Source organism: Mesorhizobium waitakense (genome assembly GCF_056431085.1).
On the sequence record NZ_JBWKME010000176.1, the window covers coordinates 1 to 16,893 of the forward strand.

At 60.6% G+C, this 16,893-nt stretch carries 10 protein-coding genes; 6 read left to right on the forward strand and 4 right to left on the reverse strand.

Annotation, left to right across the window (positions count from 1 at the left end; translation table 11 throughout):
- Positions 1-411: 411 nt before the first annotated feature.
- Positions 412-1,473, reverse strand: a complete 1,062-nt coding sequence (locus tag AC07FD_RS32335) for a competence protein CoiA (protein WP_478353141.1) — start codon at positions 1,471-1,473, stop codon at positions 412-414.
- A gap of 21 nt (positions 1,474-1,494) precedes the next feature.
- Positions 1,495-2,214, reverse strand: coding sequence for a hypothetical protein (locus tag AC07FD_RS32340; RefSeq protein ID WP_478353142.1), 720 nt, complete (start codon positions 2,212-2,214; stop codon positions 1,495-1,497).
- 387 nt (positions 2,215-2,601) lie between these two features.
- Between AC07FD_RS32340 and AC07FD_RS32345 the strand changes: the two genes are divergently transcribed.
- Both AC07FD_RS32345 and AC07FD_RS32350 read left to right on the forward strand, forming a co-directional pair.
- The gene (locus AC07FD_RS32345; protein WP_478353143.1) at positions 2,602-3,684 is read left to right on the forward strand and encodes a hypothetical protein; all 1,083 of its coding nucleotides are present in this window, start codon (positions 2,602-2,604) and stop codon (positions 3,682-3,684) included.
- Positions 3,674-4,699, forward strand: coding sequence for a site-specific integrase (locus AC07FD_RS32350; protein WP_478353144.1), 1,026 nt, complete (start codon positions 3,674-3,676; stop codon positions 4,697-4,699). Before AC07FD_RS32345 ends, AC07FD_RS32350 begins: the two co-directional genes overlap by 11 nt.
- 39 nt (positions 4,700-4,738) lie before the next feature.
- Here the strand turns inward: AC07FD_RS32350 and AC07FD_RS32355 are convergent, their stop codons facing one another.
- On the reverse strand, positions 4,739-5,089 hold the full coding sequence (locus tag AC07FD_RS32355) for a hypothetical protein (protein WP_478353145.1): 351 nt from the start codon (positions 5,087-5,089) through the stop codon (positions 4,739-4,741).
- A 47-nt stretch (positions 5,090-5,136) separates the two neighbouring features.
- The gene (locus AC07FD_RS32360; RefSeq protein ID WP_478353146.1) at positions 5,137-5,793 is read right to left on the reverse strand and encodes a DUF2726 domain-containing protein; all 657 of its coding nucleotides are present in this window, start codon (positions 5,791-5,793) and stop codon (positions 5,137-5,139) included.
- A 930-nt stretch (positions 5,794-6,723) separates the two neighbouring features.
- Here AC07FD_RS32360 and AC07FD_RS32365 point away from each other — a divergent pair.
- The 4 genes from AC07FD_RS32365 to AC07FD_RS32380 all read left to right on the forward strand — a co-directional run bounded on the left by AC07FD_RS32365 (position 6,724) and on the right by AC07FD_RS32380 (position 16,874).
- The gene (locus tag AC07FD_RS32365) at positions 6,724-7,902 is read left to right on the forward strand and encodes a DNA cytosine methyltransferase (RefSeq protein WP_478353147.1); all 1,179 of its coding nucleotides are present in this window, start codon (positions 6,724-6,726) and stop codon (positions 7,900-7,902) included.
- Positions 7,903-8,152: 250 nt separating this feature from the next.
- Positions 8,153-10,375 carry a hypothetical protein gene (locus AC07FD_RS32370; protein ID WP_478353148.1) on the forward strand — a complete coding sequence of 741 codons (2,223 nt, stop codon included), beginning with the start codon at positions 8,153-8,155 and terminating at the stop codon, positions 10,373-10,375.
- Positions 10,372-11,238: a hypothetical protein gene (locus tag AC07FD_RS32375; RefSeq protein WP_478353149.1), complete on the forward strand. Its 867-nt coding sequence runs from the start codon at positions 10,372-10,374 to the stop codon at positions 11,236-11,238. Before AC07FD_RS32370 ends, AC07FD_RS32375 begins: the two co-directional genes overlap by 4 nt.
- Entirely contained in the window at positions 11,235-16,874 is a 5,640-nt protein-coding gene (locus tag AC07FD_RS32380) for a DEAD/DEAH box helicase (protein WP_478353150.1), read from the forward strand. The genes AC07FD_RS32375 and AC07FD_RS32380 overlap by 4 nt, the downstream gene beginning before the upstream one ends.
- Positions 16,875-16,893: the final 19 nt, after the last annotated feature.

Here is a 16,893-nt window from a genome sequence, read left to right on the forward strand (position 1 = left end):
TGAATCACAACCCGCTGAAATCACTCACTTCTTTTTGGAGCAGATACTAAGAGAGCGGGTAAGGTCGTTTGACGCAAAGAACTGAGCCAATGCAATGGATTGGTTGATCTGCATTTTCCGCCAGAAATCTCAGTCTGAGCTTGCCCGAGATCATATGTATCACAGGTTGTGCTGGGCATTGGCTGAGGAAGCTTCCGCGACAAATTCGGATACACGACACTTGATACTTAACCGGCCGCTTCGCAGACCCGGTTTCCCACGAATAGCTCGCGACAATCAAGCACTTACATGTGATAGGAGCGCGCCACGCATAGTCGCGCAAAGTTCCCAAGGTTGCACGGTCTCAAGGAAAAGCCATTTCGGGTTAGGATGCTTGTCGCTGAAATTATTGCACGGGACATCTTTTGTCCCTTAGTGTCCGGCCGGGTGAACTCCCCAGCCGTCGCGCGGTCCAATGACCTCCTGCCAACCTTCAGACAGCCGCACCGGGACAATGGCGATGGTTTTCGGCTCCGAGCACCAGGCCTGATTTTCGAAAAAATCATCGACCAGGGCATCACAATTGAGGCAGCAGTTGCTCAAGCGGGTTTGTCCAACAGATTGTAAAAACCGAGGCTTGATGACCCCCACCGGTTCATTCGGAGGAAGCGTCTGAACGACTTTCATGACAATCTCATCTGGTAAGTCCAGGAGCGTTCGTTGAGACGAGTATGGGCCTACCGTTATCTCGATTGACGTGATTGCCCAGGTTGGCGCACGGCACCAACGGCACCAGAGTTTCCGTGACTGAATGGTGACGATTGCCGACATGTCGGCCTCGATCCCGTAGCGAAAGCGGCGCTCGAATGCGGCCTGCAGAAACGATGCAATCGGCATCTGCTGTCGCCAGTTCCTCGGGCCATCGATGTTTCGGTTGTTCTGCCAAGTTACGTAAGGGATCCTGGCTTCAAAGCCTTGCTGCTTGTCGCCCGCTATAAAGACGGCAGGGAGCGCGTTAGAGATCGGAAAGCCCAGTCTTCGAAACAGCCACAGGCATCGAACGCCAGACTGTTTGTAGCGTTCCTGCCGCCGCATAGTTTCTTCGACGGTTTGCGGCGACCATTGAATTTCAACAGCGACACGATAATTGCCTTTCGTGGCCAGCACATCAGCGGTCCACTCCTCCCCAGTCGGGGACACCCCTCGAACCTCAGTTGAACAATTCCAACCCGCCCTCTGAGCCGCCTCTACAGCGAGCTTCTTAAGGAGAAGATGCTCTTCCGTCTCCGGGACGCCACCGCAGGATCCACGCGCTCTATGCGCAAAGAAATTCAATCCGAGAGAGGATGTTTTCAGTGTGACAGAAGCGCCGCAGCAGGCCATTCGCAAGTGGCGCGATGCCCTGTTTCTCAGCCGTAGCTCAGGCCACTCCTGACCAACCAGGTTGAAGGCCTGGATGCTATGGCCGTCAGGTGCGAGGCATCGCAGCGGCATTACGCAAGGCCGTTCATGAATTTACTCCTCACCCATGAAACCCTTCGCGCGAAGCACCGCCGCTGTCTTGTTCTGTTTGGCGCTGAATTCGATTTGAAGCCGTTCATTCTCAGCAGGATCGCTATTGAGTGGCTCTAAATCCGAGAAAGCGGGCAGGTGTTCCGTAGTGCCGTCCGCATATATTCGAACGTTTTCGGTTCCCCACGCCATCTTATGTACGGCACTGTAGTCAAGAAACTCGCCTCTTGCATCCGCACCGAAACGGTACCGTATCCCCCAACTTTCGAAAGCGATTGTGCCCGCCCGCCGTTCGTGGAGGTCACGCCAAGGTATTTTGATCGACCAAGGTGAGAACCGCTTCGCAAATCGACTGGCGAGAGGTGCTAGATCAATCGGCTTCCCTCCCGAGGGTCCATCCCACACGAAGGGTGCCAAGCGACGGCCTAGTGCGCGCGCATCATCAAGAGCCATCCTCCAGATCGGACCTGGCCTTCCGAAAAGAGTGAATTTGTGCCCGCACCACTCAGTGCTCTGGGGAGCATTTTGAAAGTCTTCGCAACCCGTTTTGCGCCGGAAGAATTCAATTGGCTTGTTGCTGTGTACGAAAACCACTTCGGGCTTGATCGCCTCGAACAGGAACTGGAATAACGCCGTTCGCCTATCATCAAGCTCAGACGCTCGCTTGCTCGGGATCGAGCAGATGTTTGTCTCAAGGCACCAGTCCCCGGGCAGCTGGTTCACAATAGCCTCTATCCGGGGTCGGGCACCACGAAGTTTCCTGACGCGTCGATAGTCATCCATGAAGAGGTACTTATCGAACCCGCTGTCGTCGGACCAATATCGCCAAAAGCTGTGACCTGTAGTCGTCGCAGGGTTAAACCCCACTATGAAAACCCGGCATTCAAATGGGGACCCGCTACACACGAACGGTCTAGATGTTGCCCCGGTCATTAGCGGCTGCAATCGTTGCCGGAATTCGGCCAATTCACGCATTTGTCGCCCTCGACTTTTTTCGACTTGGGCCGACAGTTCGCCGCATTTCTTCTTCCATGGCAATGCTCAAGTGCTAATCTAATAGTGGGACTGAAGTTCTCAGCTCTCCCCTTGAACCCTTCAAGGAGGAAGACAATGAACGGTCCCGATATCCTCGCCAGCTTGCGAGGCGAACTGGCGCAACACCTTCATGGCTATAAGCCACTTGGCCCTGTACCTCTCGCAGTGTCGCCTTGGTTGGCAATGAGCGCCTTGCAGAAGGCGATACGACGCAATCGACAAGAGGTCGCAATGCAGGCTGCCGCCGCTTTGCTGCGGGACGCTCCCGAGAAGCTGTGGCGACGGATCTGTTCGATAGCGTTCGAAGAAATCGGGATCGCCGATCTTGACACTGTTGGTCTCGTCACGGCCTCGCTTGCGGGAAAATCATTCCGGGCAAAGATCGGCGGCGAATGGCCCGTTGCCTGCTATCTGGTTGAGCGCATGTGCCGTGCACTGAAATGCCGGGCTGCGGACGATCTGTTGATGGTCGCTGAGAGGCATCCTCGTTATGAGGATGTCAGGCTGGGTCTCACCTTCAGCACGATCCCCGAACTAATGCGGATCGCGAATAGCAGTATGCCGCTACCGAAGAGAGCCTTGGCCCTTTGGTACGCGGTGGGGACCGACCGTTGCCCGTCGCCGCATCTGCGGACAAGAAAGGGTGATCCACAGACGGTCTTCGATGCGATGTGCGAGGCCGATCATCCCCACACGCTGGTCGAAGTTGCGAGGGAAGGGTTCCGCCGGACTAGCCAGGTCCTTTGTCCGCTCGTCGTCTTGGTCTCGACGCTGATGCCGGACGAGCCAACAGGGGTCGGGGACGACGACCTTCCGGCCGAGACCATGTGCGGGGTCGTGCCGAGCTGGGCGTTGGATCGATATTCGAGAGAGGGACGACGTGCGCTGCAAAGGCTTCTTAGTCGCGACTGTCAGACAGCCCGCTGGGTCCGTCGGCACATCCCATCTTCGCAGCAGGTCAACTTCCTCGGGGATATCCTATTTGCCGTCGAAGGCGAGCGCTTGCGGAACCACTTTCGGTGGCCCGTGGCGGATGAACTGCGATTGTCCTGGGAAATCGAATGCCAAGGCCCACACTGTCTCAACGCTACCGAAATCATCTCACTGCTTCGTGCCGATATCTGGCTCCTGAACAAGGAGCGCCAACATGTTCTATAGCCGTCTAACTCATGATAATCCCCCATTATCACGATCCAAAACTGGCGAACCTGATCTCACGGAAAGCCAACAAGTGGCGGAGGTCAAAGGCGCAGACGGTAGTGAAGTTAACTTCACTGCCGCGCTTTCAGAAAAAGTCGCGGCATATGTCGAGCAGGGATTAGCGGCCAATACGAAACGAGCCTACAGAGCCGATCTGGCACATTTCGAGAGCTGGGGCGGCAGCATCCCGGCAACAGACACTGTGATTGCCTGCTACCTGGCAGAACACGCCGAAACGTTAGCCGTGGCCACACTTTGTCGGCGTCTGGCAACTCTCTCGAAGGCTCACACTACGAAGGGCCTCGCCAACCCAACATCGTCCGAACTCGTCAAAGCGACGATCAAGGGGATTAAACGCAGTCTGGGAACCGACCAAGCTGAAGCAAAGCCTCTCCTGCGTGATGACTTGTTCGCCGTGTTGGAGCGTACAGGCAATGACGTAAAGGGCGTTCGTGATCGAGCCTTGCTGCTGATCGGGTTTGCGGGCGGGTTCCGACGTTCTGAGCTGGTTGGGCTCGACGTTGAGGACATCGATCATGTCCGGCAGGGGATCACCGTCCGATTGCGGCGCTCGAAGACAGACCAAGAGGGCGTCGGCCGGAAGATCGGCATTCCGTTTGGGCGAACTCGATGGTGCCCGGTAGCCGCTCTCGATCAATGGCTGTCCAGGGCCACTATTGTTGGCGGAGCAATATTTGTGGGGGTCAACCGCCACGGCCATATCAGCAAACAGCGTCTGTCTGCAGAGGCCGTAGCGCTGGTCTTGAAGGAGAGACTGCTGGCCGCCGACATCAGCCCGGATGGCTTTTCAGCTCACTCGTTGCGGGCCGGGCTGGTCACATCGGCAGCCGTGGCCGGGGCATCCACCTGGAAAATCCGGCAACAAACCGGCCACGCCAGCGATGCCATGCTCGGTCGCTATATTCGGGACGGCGACCTGTTCAACAGCAACGCAGCAGGCACAATTTTATGACGCATCCCCCTGGCAAGACTGCCGGCGAATGAAGACAGCTCAACGGCAAGTTCTCAACCACAGATCGATAGCCCACGCCATGTAGCCTGGAGCGATTTCGGAGGCTATCCCACCCCCATCTTCCGACCCGACGTCTATGTCGACCTTGACCCCGTCTCCCTTGTCGAGCCTTTCCAGCAGATACATCGAATGGGAGGCATAGCTGCAGTAGACCTTAGCGCCCTTGGAGACCTTGCCGTCACGCCGGTAGGAGACGATGAAGCCTTTCTGATTTCCTGCCCTCCAAGGTCTCTTGCTCAGAATGGACAGGTCCTCGGCGAATGCGACGCCGATTGTCGTCGCCAAAACCATTCCGCTTGCGACAGCTAGGGCCTCCCCGATCTCCTGCATATTTGGCGATGCATCCTCACACCCGGCTGACGATCAAGCTTGGCGCGCTATTGAGCCGCTGGCCTAGCCACGAGTTTCTCGACTAGTCGCTTGAGTTCAGAAGGTGTTGTGTGACCGCCGACAATCTCGTGATAGCTGATACCTGCCCGTCGCAGGGCTTCTTTCTTGACGGCATCACGCGCTGCTGCCGTACCTTGATGATGCGCACGGCCTTGGTATTCGAGTACATGCCGAGGCTGACAGGTCTCGTCCACAAGAAGAAGATCCACTCGTTTCGAGTTGATGCAACTGTAGGCCTCTGCATTCGTGCTGCGCAGAATTTCGCCCAATGACACTTGGGCCATCACTTGCCATCCGGGATTGCAGCTGATCACCATGCGGTCAAGTTCCTTGAAGACACGCACCTCGCTTTTGTTGAGAAGCGGCTGAACGGTGAATTGGGCTCCCATCACAATGCGCAACTGGTCGGCAGGATCAGTTAGTTTCGGTGGCGCCGAAACAGGCTTCGGGGTGACCCACAGTCCGCTAAGTATGTCGCCCCCACTGCGCTCTCTCGCCCAGCGCCAGCGGTTCTTTTCCCCCCACTCCTGCCTCCGCTTCCTTGATAGGAAGCGTTCCAAGGCCATGCCAGGAAGGACGCCAACTAGCAGAATGCCGAATAGCGGAAGGATTTGCTGCGTTAGCTCACTAAACTCGGGCGGCATGCAAGAAAGGTACCTCCGCGATGCAGATCATTCATTGGCACCGGGGTTCAACTATAACAGGAAAGGGTCGAGCGGTCTGCATTATCGATTTTGCAGCATTGTGGTGGGCAAGGCCATGGCCGTTGGGGCGACCGGATGAGGTGTGAATTGATCCTTCCCTCTACTGCCGGGACCCCGCCATTCCGACATAGGGAAGCGTGCGGCCGCCGCGCAGAATTTCGGCTCCGATTCGAAATCGGCGAAAAACAAAGCCGCTCTATCGCCCGAAAAATGGTGGGTTTTTTGATAGGAAATCTAAGTTGCAAGTGGCGCTAAATAGTGTTCAGGTTTGAGAAAGGGCGCAAGCACGCCCACCGGGCAAGTCGCTCCCCGTGACCGAGCCGGATTGAGGCGTTTCGTTTTGCCACCGAAGTCTTTGAACTCTCCAGCGACCAGTGGGTATCCGCCGAGGCCGTCTCGCTTGTATCAACGGATCGGCTGGCGGCGGCGGGCATCGACCCTTCAGGTTATTCTGGCCACAGCCTTCGCGCAGAGTGCGGCGATGGCGGGCGCGGTTGCGTGGAAAATCCGGACCCAGACAGGCCGCGGAATCGACACGATGCTGTCGAGGTATATCCGAGGTGGTAATAAGTTCGATGGTAACGCTGCCGCGGTGTTGTAACTCCGCTAAATGATCGAGGAGCCAGCCAGGCAGACAGGCACTAAAACCTACTATGCTAGCGCCCAGAACTGGTGCTCAGTGGAGTTATATCTTCGAATTTTTCGATGACATGAGTTAGTGCAGTTGAATTTTGCGGCTCAGCGCGCTTCATTGGTCCGCATCCGCGGAGCCGAATCGTAACCGCGGATGTGGGGGAATATGTCTGTTTGTGTAGTTCAGCAGTACCTGTGTGGCGGCAATGCCCTGCAGAACCATCGGGGTCGTCTGTCATGCCACTGATCGCCGTTTCACTGTTCAGCGGCGCTGGGGGATTCTGCGAAGGTGCGCAGCTCGCAGGCTGGAAAGTGGTCTGCGCCGTTGAATCTGATGCGCATGCTTGCCGGACACATGCCGCAAACTTCGAGGGGGTCGCTCTATACAAAGGTGACATCACGCGCTTCCTCCAGGATGCGCAAGCGGGTGTGCCGAGCCTCGATGAGCTGATCTCTCGCAAGATCGACGTGGTCTACGGCGGCCCCCCCTGCCAGGGCTTCAGCCAGATCGGCCCTCGCGATCTGGATGATCCTCGCAACCGTCTCTACGAGGAATTTGTTCGCGTTGTCCGGGTGCTGCAGCCACGTGCTTTTGTGATGGAGAACGTCCCCAACATGGTGGCTATGCAGAACGGCCATTTCAAAACCAAGATTCTCGATGCCTTTCGCAAAGCCGGATACGCGCGGACCGCGATCCTTCCCGCCGTCGCCTCAGATTTCGGGGTTCCGCAGCATCGGCGACGTGTATTTGTCTTCGGCATCCGCGACAAGCTTCCCTTCGCGGGCAACTTCGTGGAAAACGCGCAAGCGCTGATCGACCGAGAAAAAGCCGAAAGCACGGTCACTGTCCGCGAGGCGCTCTCCGACCTGCCTGAAGCGGTCTCTGAAGATGACGGGCCACTCCCCTACCCGAAGAAGGCCCGTGGAAATTGTTCCGATTTCCAGAAGCTAGTGCGGCTCGACTGCGACCATGAACTGCTGACCTCTGCGCGTAAGAAGAGCAACCTTAAGGCCGACGCCCTCCACAATCACCATACGAAGGGCATTGAAGCCCGCCGGAAGAAAATTCTCGTGGCAATTCGGCCAGGCGCTCGTGGCGATTCGCTACCAGCGTCGCTCTGGAACGGGACGCGCGGACATAAGTGGCGCCGCCTTGATCCAGATAAGCCGTCCTATACCATCCTCGCTCAGATGCACCGAGACATGTCCGAATGGATCCACCCCACCTATGACCGGTGGATTACGGTTCGCGAGGCGGCGCGGCTTCAGTCGTTTCATGATGGGTTCGTCTTCTACGGCAGCGAGTTGCAGCAGTTGAAGCAGGTCGGGAACGCAGTGCCTCCGCTCATGGGACGAGCCGTCGCTCGCGCCGTAGCGGGCCTGCTGGAGATCACCCGTCCTAAGGCACGGCGGTAAAGCCGTGATGGACGGACCTTTTCCCCTGATCCTAGTCACGGCGCTGCTCGCCACGATGCTCGGCATGCTCACCTTGTGGGGCTGGCGACGTTTCGCTCGAACGTCCCGCATGGACGCGCGTGGAGACAGAGCCGCGGTCGTCCTTGCAACCAGTGCTGTGCGCCTCGCAGACGGAGGTGGAAGGGCCCGCCCTGGAGGTCTGGGCAGCGGCGCGGGTGCGCCACAAACGCGAACGAGCCTGAGCGACAGGATGGCTGATGTTCCGGCGATGATCGACGACACTGATCCGGAACGAGGCAATACGCTATCCAGCACCGATCTGCCGCAGCTGGCGCCGGTCCAAACGGCACAGCCGGAAGAGCAGGCCGAACTCAGCAGCTCCGTTCTAACGCCACGTCCTTTGCCGGTCGGTCGAGACGATCTGGCCGCTGCGACGCCGGCAAATCCTATGCATAGTAGCGGCGAAGATCCCGCGCCGACGAACATCCTCGACGAGCTGCCAAAGGCCGACGAAAGCGCTTTGCTTCCTGCTGACGCAACCGCAGAAGGGCCGCTTGGTCCAGCGTCAGCAAATTCACCTTATGCCCCTTGCGGGCCAAGCGTCGAAATTCCCGCCACGGCCTATCCGAGCGTCGAAGCAGATGCGGAAGTACTCGAGGCGGATGTCGCGGAGGACCATCTGTCCAGCGCAGACGTGTCCGATGCGACGCCGGCAAATCCTGGCGATCGCAGCAGCCAAGAACCCACCCTGGCGAACATCCCCGACGGACTGCCAAAGGCTGGCGAAAGCACTGTGCTTCCTGATGGCGCGGACGCAGAACGGCCACCTGGTCCGGCATCAGCAAATTCACCTTATGCCCCTTGCGGGCCGAGCCTCGAAATTCCTGCGGCGGCATATCCAGGCGTCGACACAGAGAGGGAAATGCTCGAGGCGGGTGTCGCGGAGGACCATCCGTCCGATGCAGGCGCATCCGAGCTATCAGAGCGCTCTGAGCAGGCTACCCCAGTTTCCGGAAGCAAAAGCCTGTCATCAGACGCTCGGGAGGAGACCGAGCCGAGCGAATCAGACAGCGCCGAGCGTGAGGCCGACCCACCCACAATCGTTGAGACCGCACTCGAGCTGCCGAACGGTTCCATCGTCGCGCGGCCGAAGCAGCCTGCCGTGCATCGCGATCGGAGAGGTAAACGCAGAATAATAGCGACGGCGGCGGCGCCAGCAGAGCCGCGTGCGCCCGGTCTGACAGCAGCTGCTCGTCCAGCTGCGGAAGCCAAATTGCGGCTGATGCTCCATCCAATCCGCCGTGCGGCAACGCTTTCGGCCGTGCTCGCCCGGCCTGCTGGGTATCCTAACCGCATTACTCTGCTGCTGAACGGACGCATAGAACTCGGCGCCTACCGTGAGGACCGATATGACGATGCCGACCTTGAGTGGACGGTTGACCTGCTGTCCAACGAGATGCGGCTGGATTGCAAAGAGGGCTATCAATGGCTGCGCAGCAGCCGGCGGATTCATATCTTCGGAGAGGTCGCCGACGAACCAGGCCTCATCTCCGTTGGCTCTGCGGCATTGGCGTCGCCAAGCACCATAGTCTGCCTAAGCGAAGACGCGCACGCGGTCCGTCAGTCCGCCGAAGCGTGCGGATCTCCGGCGCTTGTCTCACACGATCACTGGGCCGGTATTCCCGACGGCTGGTCAGTTCTTTCGGGCTATCGCCCATCGCGCGCTGCGAGATCCGCGCTTGCCCCTTCGCTGACAGGTCTCGACCCCGGAGTCGGGTCGGAAATACGGGTCTCGGGAGGGCTTCAGATCCGTTCGACGTCTTTCGCAGAAGGCAGTCCGCCAAGAATTGAAATCCTGCCGTTTCCTCCTGGGGCGACTGTTACGATCGACGGGCTGCCGGCGTCGCTGGGTGAAGATGGCGCGTGGAGCGCCGATGCCTGGGACACCCCCGGGGATCATCTTGTAGATGTTGTACCGGGACCGTCTGCCACCTATCGGATCCTTGAAGATCCATGGTCCAAAGACGGCTGGGAGACCTGGGACGCGCACCCGGACCGGTTCGGCCCCTTGAATGTTCCGTGGAACGTGGCGCGCATCTGCGGCGCCGCGGTTTCGGGCCCTGCGGGAGAATACGTCGTAGCAGCCGATGCGATGCTCTCTGTGGTTTGTCTGGGCGTTCGGCGCGGCGCCGTCATGCTGCGAGCGCGGCCGGACGTGCCTGTCGCTGTCGGTCTGCTGAGCGAACCCCCTGGATTTCTCATCTCCGCATCAGGGCCGCGACGCCATCAGGGCTGGGTTGCCTGGCTGAATCCGGCAGCCAGCCCATCCGCGCGCAGGGTCGATCCTGACTGGGTCGCAGCCGTGCGGAGCGCCTCCTCGAGGAGACTGCCGGTCGAGGGCGGCGGGCCAGCGGAGGACGCATGGAGAAGAGCGCGGGAGCGGGCCCACCGCCATAGGAAGCCGCGCTCATGACTGACTCCGCCCTGGAATGGATGTCATTCCGCCGCGCCGGCAAGATTGGAGACCTCAGCCGCGACCTGATTGGCGGCGCAAACGCGCATCGTTTCGTAGACGACCTAGTGACCCTCGGGCACGCGGAGTGGACCGGATCGAACGCTTGGCAGATTGCGCCTCCGGTGCTAGCCGGCCTTCGAAGGGACGGCCAGTTCGCCGCGGCCCTCTGCGGCGCTCGAACGTCGAAACTCGTCGATAGTCTTTCCCTCGCATGCAGCACAACTGGAGCGTGCCTGAGCGCGGTAGCCCGCAGCGGCAGGCCGTCCGCGATGATAGTGACAGCCTCATCCTTCGAACTTCTGGCTGACGCTGCCGTCCAGGCCGGAGTCCCGCTTCAGAATGACACCGCGCTCAAAATCCTGGCTTGCGCACCTTCAATCCGGGACTGGCCACGCATGCCGTGCCCCATGGTTCAGGGTCGCGTCGAAACCGTCCGCCGCTTCTCCAAGTCCAAGATGCACTGGGTTGCGTCCACCTTGGCGGAGGCGGCAGGTTCCGGCGGTGGGTTCTTCCGAATTCAGCGCGACTGGGATTGGGTAAGCCTGATCAAAAGCAACGTGCAGGATACCGCCTTGATTGACGACCGCGCTGGACGCATGGCCGCTGCAGCCAAATGCAAGGTCGTGCGATGGTCTCGCGAGGGCGGAATGCTGTCGCTGCCAGCGCAGCTTTATCCACCGAGTATAATGGTTCGCGGCCTAGCCCTTTGCAGCGGCGAGCTCCCGAGTTTCGATCGGGAGACCAGGCAGATCGCGTTTCCCGGCGTCAGAACAGAACACTTGAGACTAATCCTCGCACTCACAGGACTGAGGCTCGTATGACCGATCCGATTCAAACGTTCGACAGCCTCAAGAGCGCCTATCTCAGGTACTTCGACAGCCCCTTCGATCTGCGCTTCGAGGACTTGGTTCAGGCTCGCCGCCGGCTTCTTGATCGCGATGGCGTGCTATATCGCGAGCCGCTTATCGAGCCCCAGCCCGGCTATGTGATGAGTGGACACGATGTTCGCGGAGCGACCGCAAGCGTGCTGGGCGGGGTCGTGGGCTGGTCTCCGCAAAATATCGCTGACCTCGCTGGGGTGGCCGAAGAAGGACTTTTCCTTCCGCGCGGGAGCACGCCCATCGAGTTGTACCGGCATCAGGAGGCGATGCTTCAGTCAAGCGTAGCAGCCCAGTCCGATACGGTAATTCTGACTGGAACGGGCTCAGGCAAGACGGAGTCCATCTATCTTCCTGTGCTTGCTGCCATTGTTCGCGAGTCTGCGGGCTGGCCCGCAATCCCTGCCGCTCCGCGCAACGACTGGTGGTCGATGCCGCCACCAGCCGGCTCCGCAAATCGCGTATATCACCCGCGGATCTCGCAGCGGGCCTACGAACCCGACAGCCGGCCAGCAGCAATCCGCGCGCTCGTCCTCTATCCGCTAAACGCACTAGCCGAAGACCAGATGTCGCGGCTCCGCCAAGCGCTCGACAGCGATCGGGTCCGCGCGTGGCTCAGCGCCAACCGCCCAGGGCATCGATTCTGGTTTGGACGGTATACCGGCTGGACGCCAATCTCCGGAAGTCCGCAGCGCGACAACGCAGAAGCGGAATTGAGAACGGAGCTGCGCAGACAAAGCTCGCTGGCCACGCGGGTTGCCGGCACCCACGCCCAGCGTTTCTTTCCCCGTTTCGACGGCGGCGAGATGTGGAGCCGGTGGGATATGCAGGACGCTCCGCCCGACATCCTGATCACGAACTACAGCATGCTGAACATAATGCTGATGCGGGACATTGAAGACCAGATATTCGCCGCAACACGGCGCTGGCTCGAAGATCCCGCGAACGTCTTCCACCTCGTCGTCGACGAGCTTCACACATACCGGGGAACGCCCGGAACTGAGGTGGGGTACATCCTTAGAGTTCTGTATGAGCGGCTTGGATTGAATCCTGACCATCCGCAGCTTCGGATCCTTGCGTCCAGCGCCTCCCTCGGTGATGACGACGCACGAGCCCAAGACTATCTGCGCCAGTTCTTCGGACGGTCGCGGCCCTTCACGCTCGTTAGAGGTGGCGCCGAATCACTTCCCCTGGGTTCTGCGCACCGCCTCTCTGGATTGGCCGAAGCCATCTTGCACCTCGGGAGCAGCGTGGGATCGGCGTCCGAGGCAGATGTTGCGAATGCTGTTGCAGCGTTTACGTCTGCCGCGTCGCTGAGTCCGCCAGACGGGGCCCTTTCCGCGAGTCAGCAATTGGGCGCAGCGCTCATTGAAGCCGGCGCTCCTGAGGCGATTCGAGCTGCATGCAATGACGGGACGAATAACAGTCCGACGGTCGTCCCACAGACGATTGAGGCACTCGCTGGATCGCTGTTTCCCGGGGAGCCGCAGGAGCGCGCCGCAAGCGCCGCGGCCGCCCTGGTCATGTCCGTAGCTGCGGCCCAGTCGGCCGCGGCCGTGCCCCTCCTGCCGACGCGCGTCCACCTGTTCTTCCGGAACGTTCAGGGCGTGTGGGCCTGCACCAACGCCGCGTGCAGCGGCGCGCACTGGACTGAGCCGAACATACCGGTCGGCCGCCTGTTTGATCGCCCGACGACGACGTGTGCATGCGGTTCCCGTGTGTTGGAGATGCTCTACTGCGAGCCGTGCGGCGACATCTTCCTTGGCGGCTACCGGCGAGCGCTCGGGCAGATCGGCTGGTCGCTTGTGCCTGACGACCCGAACATTGAAAAGGCGCCCGATCATTCAGCGAACGACCGGAACTACGACAACTACGCTGTCTATTGGCCGGCCCGGCTTGCCGACGGCTCGCTCCGCCAGCCGCAGCGGGACACGTGGACCCAGGAAGGGGTCCAGCGCAAATGGAAAATGGCGCGGTACGACCATCGAACGGGTGAAATTGAGATCGCCCGCCGCAGCGCCGATGCCACGGGATGGCTCTATCACGTCGCTGCCCTGCACCAGAATCCGGTGCCTGCTCGCGCGCTCGTTCCAAGCGCGCGCAACGAACGGCCCTCGGTCTGTCCCCATTGCGAGGCCGACTGGAGCCGGATGACCAGTTCTGCACCGATCCGTACCCAGCGCACCGGTTTCCAAAAAGTGGCGCAGGTCCTCTCGGACTCGCTGCTACGGGAGATCGCGCCGCCGGAGATCGAGTTAGGACGCCCGGTCGAGGACCCGCGTCGCAAACTCGTCCTCTTCTCGGACAGCCGGCAGGATGCGGCGAAACTCGCGGTCGGCGTTGCAAAGTCGCATTGGCTCGACGCCATTCGCCAGGCGCTCGTCGAAGGGATGGAAGACAGCACTAGAGCCGCGATCGCCTTCGAGCTCCAGGTGCAGGGCGGCCCTCTTAGCCCGAACGACGCCGCGCTGGCTAATGCATTTGCGATCGGACACCAGCGGGAAGCAAATGCCATCCTCGCCTCGCGCATTCCCGCGATGGCGGCGATGCAGTCGGGTATTGGTGGGCTGACGATGCAGCAGCTCGCCGACCGGACCCTCGCGCACGCCAGGTCCGGCCTCTCGAAGGCGACAGACCTCGAGGAAGACGCAGCCCGGCGCCTGCTGATGACAGGTATGAATCCGGGCGGTGTCGACCGCAGCGTCATGTGGACGAACCTGGATGACCAGCGGGGCGAATGGCAGCGGCTCTTTGACTGGGTCATAGTGCCGCCGGACTACCGCCAAGGGTTGAGCGGCGAGGAGAACGACCACCGCACACGCATTCAGACTGCCGCGCGGGAGGCGGTTGCCGAATCCCTCTTCTCGGGCGGCCGAAGGGATCTTGAATCGCTGAAGCTTGGGTGCGTCACTGCCGACCGCCTAAGCTATCCGGCACCAACCCCAGTTCACCAGCAGGCTGCCGATAGCTGCATCAGGATGCTCGGCAAACGGCGGCGGATTGATACGCACCGGGCGACTGGAGACGACAATCACCTCCCGAAATATGCCCGGGACTATCTTGAGGAAGTGGCTAACGCGAATTCGATCACGCCCGCTGACTTCGTGCAGGATGTCACTTCACTGCTGACCCGTGCCGGGGTTTTCAACCAGGGCATTCTTCTGTTCCGTGGGCTTTTCGTCGCTGATCCAACAGAAGCGTACTTTCAATGCAGCCGGTGTTCACGAGTGCACCTCCACCGCAGCGGCGGCATCTGTAGCGCCTGTCTCACGCCGCTCGGCTCACCGCGCGTGACAGGCGTGGACGATGCGGACCAGGAAATAGACTACTATCGCTGGCTTGCCGTCGACGCGGGCCCGATATTTCGGCTAAACTGCGCCGAGATGACCGGCCAGACGGACAAGGTGTTGGCGCGCGATCGCCAGCGACTATTCCAGAACATTCCTGTCGGCGACGAGGTCGCTCTGACCGACAATATCGATCTGCTGAGCGTCACGACCACGATGGAAGCTGGCGTCGACATCGGCTCCCTACTGGCCGTGATGATGGCCAACATGCCTCCGATGCGCTTCAACTATCAACAGCGGGTCGGCCGTGCTGGCCGCCGCGGAGCGGCGCTTTCCCTCGCACTCACTCTCTGCCGCGGCCGCAGCCACGACGACTACTACTTCCAGCGGCCCGAGCGCATCACCGCCGATCCGCCGCCGCCGCCATACGTCGACACGAACCGCCTGCAAATTCTCCGGCGCGTCCTTGCAAAGGAAGTGCTTCGCCGGGGGTTTTCCGAGCTCGGTCTGTTTGCAGGCACCGCCGGCGACAGCGTACACGGCGAATTCGGCACCGCCGCAGCCTGGAATCTGCCACCCGACAATTTGCCCGCCGGCTACCAACCCGGAGATGTGGCGGATGTCGTTGCTCAATGGATCGGCCGCAATCAGCCGCTCGTCGAAGATATCTGCGATGCCCTGCTAGTCCAGACCCGCCTGGTCGCGACTGCGACCAACCGTACCGATGCTGTTGCTTGGATTACGAACGGTCTGATCGCAGAGGTAACAGCCGCCGCGCGGGATCAAGGTCTCGTGCAGGACGGTCTTAGCGAGCGGCTCGCCAACAAGGGCATCCTGCCGATGTTTGGCTTTCCGACGCGCGCACGCCTCCTTTACCACAAGCAGCCGCAGAACTGGCCGCCGCGCCAAACTGTCGACCGGGATCTCGAACTAGCCGTCAGCATGTTCGCCCCCGGTGCAGAGACCGTGAAGGAGCGGACGATCCACACGGCGATCGGTATCGGCCACTACATTCGGCAGGGCCCCCTTGCCGTCCAAGATCCGAATCCGTTGGGGCCGCCTGTCGTCGTTGGGCTGTGCGGCAACTGCCAGCACGTTGAGACCGTAAATCCGAACAGCCCTGCATGCCCGGTCTGTGGAGCGCCTGCAGGGACGGGCGATCGGGACTACCAGGCGATGGATCTCCGGCAGCCAAAGGGCTTCGTGAGCTACTTCACCAAGGCTAGGGACTATGACGGCGTTTTCGACTTCGTGCCGCGCGCAGCAAGGCCGAAGGTCGGCCGCCCGCGTTTCGGTATCGGGGTTCACCGCAACTTCGACATTGGTGCCGGCCAAGGTAGACTCCACGTCATAAATGACAACGCCGGCCGTCTCTTCCATCTGTCGCAAGAGCCGTGGGCCCGCGGCGCCATGGTCGACGTAGGCGCAGCCAACGCGGCGGAGGAAAAGCACGCAGCATCGGTCGGCCGCCGTCCCGGGACGCCCATGACTGCAACCGGCGCCGTCGTTACGTGTGCGCTGGCGGCCATCAGCGAGACGGACATGATGCTTCTTGGCGTTCGTGATTATGGGGCCGGCCGGGCCGCCGATCCTCGCACCGCAGCGGGACGATCAGCGCTTTATTCCCTTGCTTTCATGCTGAGACGGGCCGCTTCGGTCTACCTCGACATACAGGACTATGAACTGAAGGCCGGCATCAGAAGTCAGGAAGACCCCGCCCTGGGGTCGGTCGTGGGCCAAATATTCCTGTGCGACACGCTCGAGAACGGAGCCGGATACGCAACCCATCTCGGCGAGCCTGCGATTAGCGAGCGGCTTCTCCAGATGATTGTCCAAAACTCACACGGGCAGTTTCACGACCGGCTCGTTGATCCCGCGCACGCTGGCGCCTGCGACACGTCCTGCCCGGACTGCCTGAGAAGCTACAGCAATCTGGCATACCACAACCTGCTGGACTGGCGGCTCGCCATAGACATGGCCAACCTCGCGCTTGACGCGAACAGCGTCATATCGCTCGCATCGCCCCTTTGGTCCCGCGTTGCAGATCTCGCTGCGACGACACTTGAGGCCGCCCGCCCAGGATTTAGCCGGACGAATTTCGGGGGGCTTCCTGGGCTGACCAACGGCGCGGAAGCGATCATCGTTACGCATCCGCTTTGGCTCACCGACCGTGCCGGGGCTGGTCCGGAGATTGCCTCAGCCTGGGACGACGCGGAGCGCAATCATGGACTGCGGGTGGATCCCGCTTGGAGCTTCATTTCGGTCTTTGAAGCATTGCGGCGGCCGGCATAGCGTGGCCACGCAAGTCGTC

What these genes read in the sequence shown, in the direction of transcription:
- AC07FD_RS32345 (WP_478353143.1), top strand. Translation starts at nt 2,602, where the DNA reads ATGAACGGTCCCGATATCCTCGCCAGCTTGCGAGGCGAACTGGCGCAA.
- AC07FD_RS32335 (WP_478353141.1), bottom strand. Translation starts at nt 1,473, where the DNA reads ATGCCGCTGCGATGCCTCGCACCTGACGGCCATAGCATCCAGGCCTTC.
- AC07FD_RS32350 (WP_478353144.1), top strand. Translation starts at nt 3,674, where the DNA reads ATGTTCTATAGCCGTCTAACTCATGATAATCCCCCATTATCACGATCC.
- AC07FD_RS32360 (WP_478353146.1), bottom strand. Translation starts at nt 5,793, where the DNA reads ATGCCGCCCGAGTTTAGTGAGCTAACGCAGCAAATCCTTCCGCTATTC.
- AC07FD_RS32365 (WP_478353147.1), top strand. Translation starts at nt 6,724, where the DNA reads ATGCCACTGATCGCCGTTTCACTGTTCAGCGGCGCTGGGGGATTCTGC.
- AC07FD_RS32380 (WP_478353150.1), top strand. Translation starts at nt 11,235, where the DNA reads ATGACCGATCCGATTCAAACGTTCGACAGCCTCAAGAGCGCCTATCTC.
- AC07FD_RS32370 (WP_478353148.1), top strand. Translation starts at nt 8,153, where the DNA reads ATGGCTGATGTTCCGGCGATGATCGACGACACTGATCCGGAACGAGGC.
- AC07FD_RS32375 (WP_478353149.1), top strand. Translation starts at nt 10,372, where the DNA reads ATGACTGACTCCGCCCTGGAATGGATGTCATTCCGCCGCGCCGGCAAG.
- AC07FD_RS32355 (WP_478353145.1), bottom strand. Translation starts at nt 5,089, where the DNA reads ATGCAGGAGATCGGGGAGGCCCTAGCTGTCGCAAGCGGAATGGTTTTG.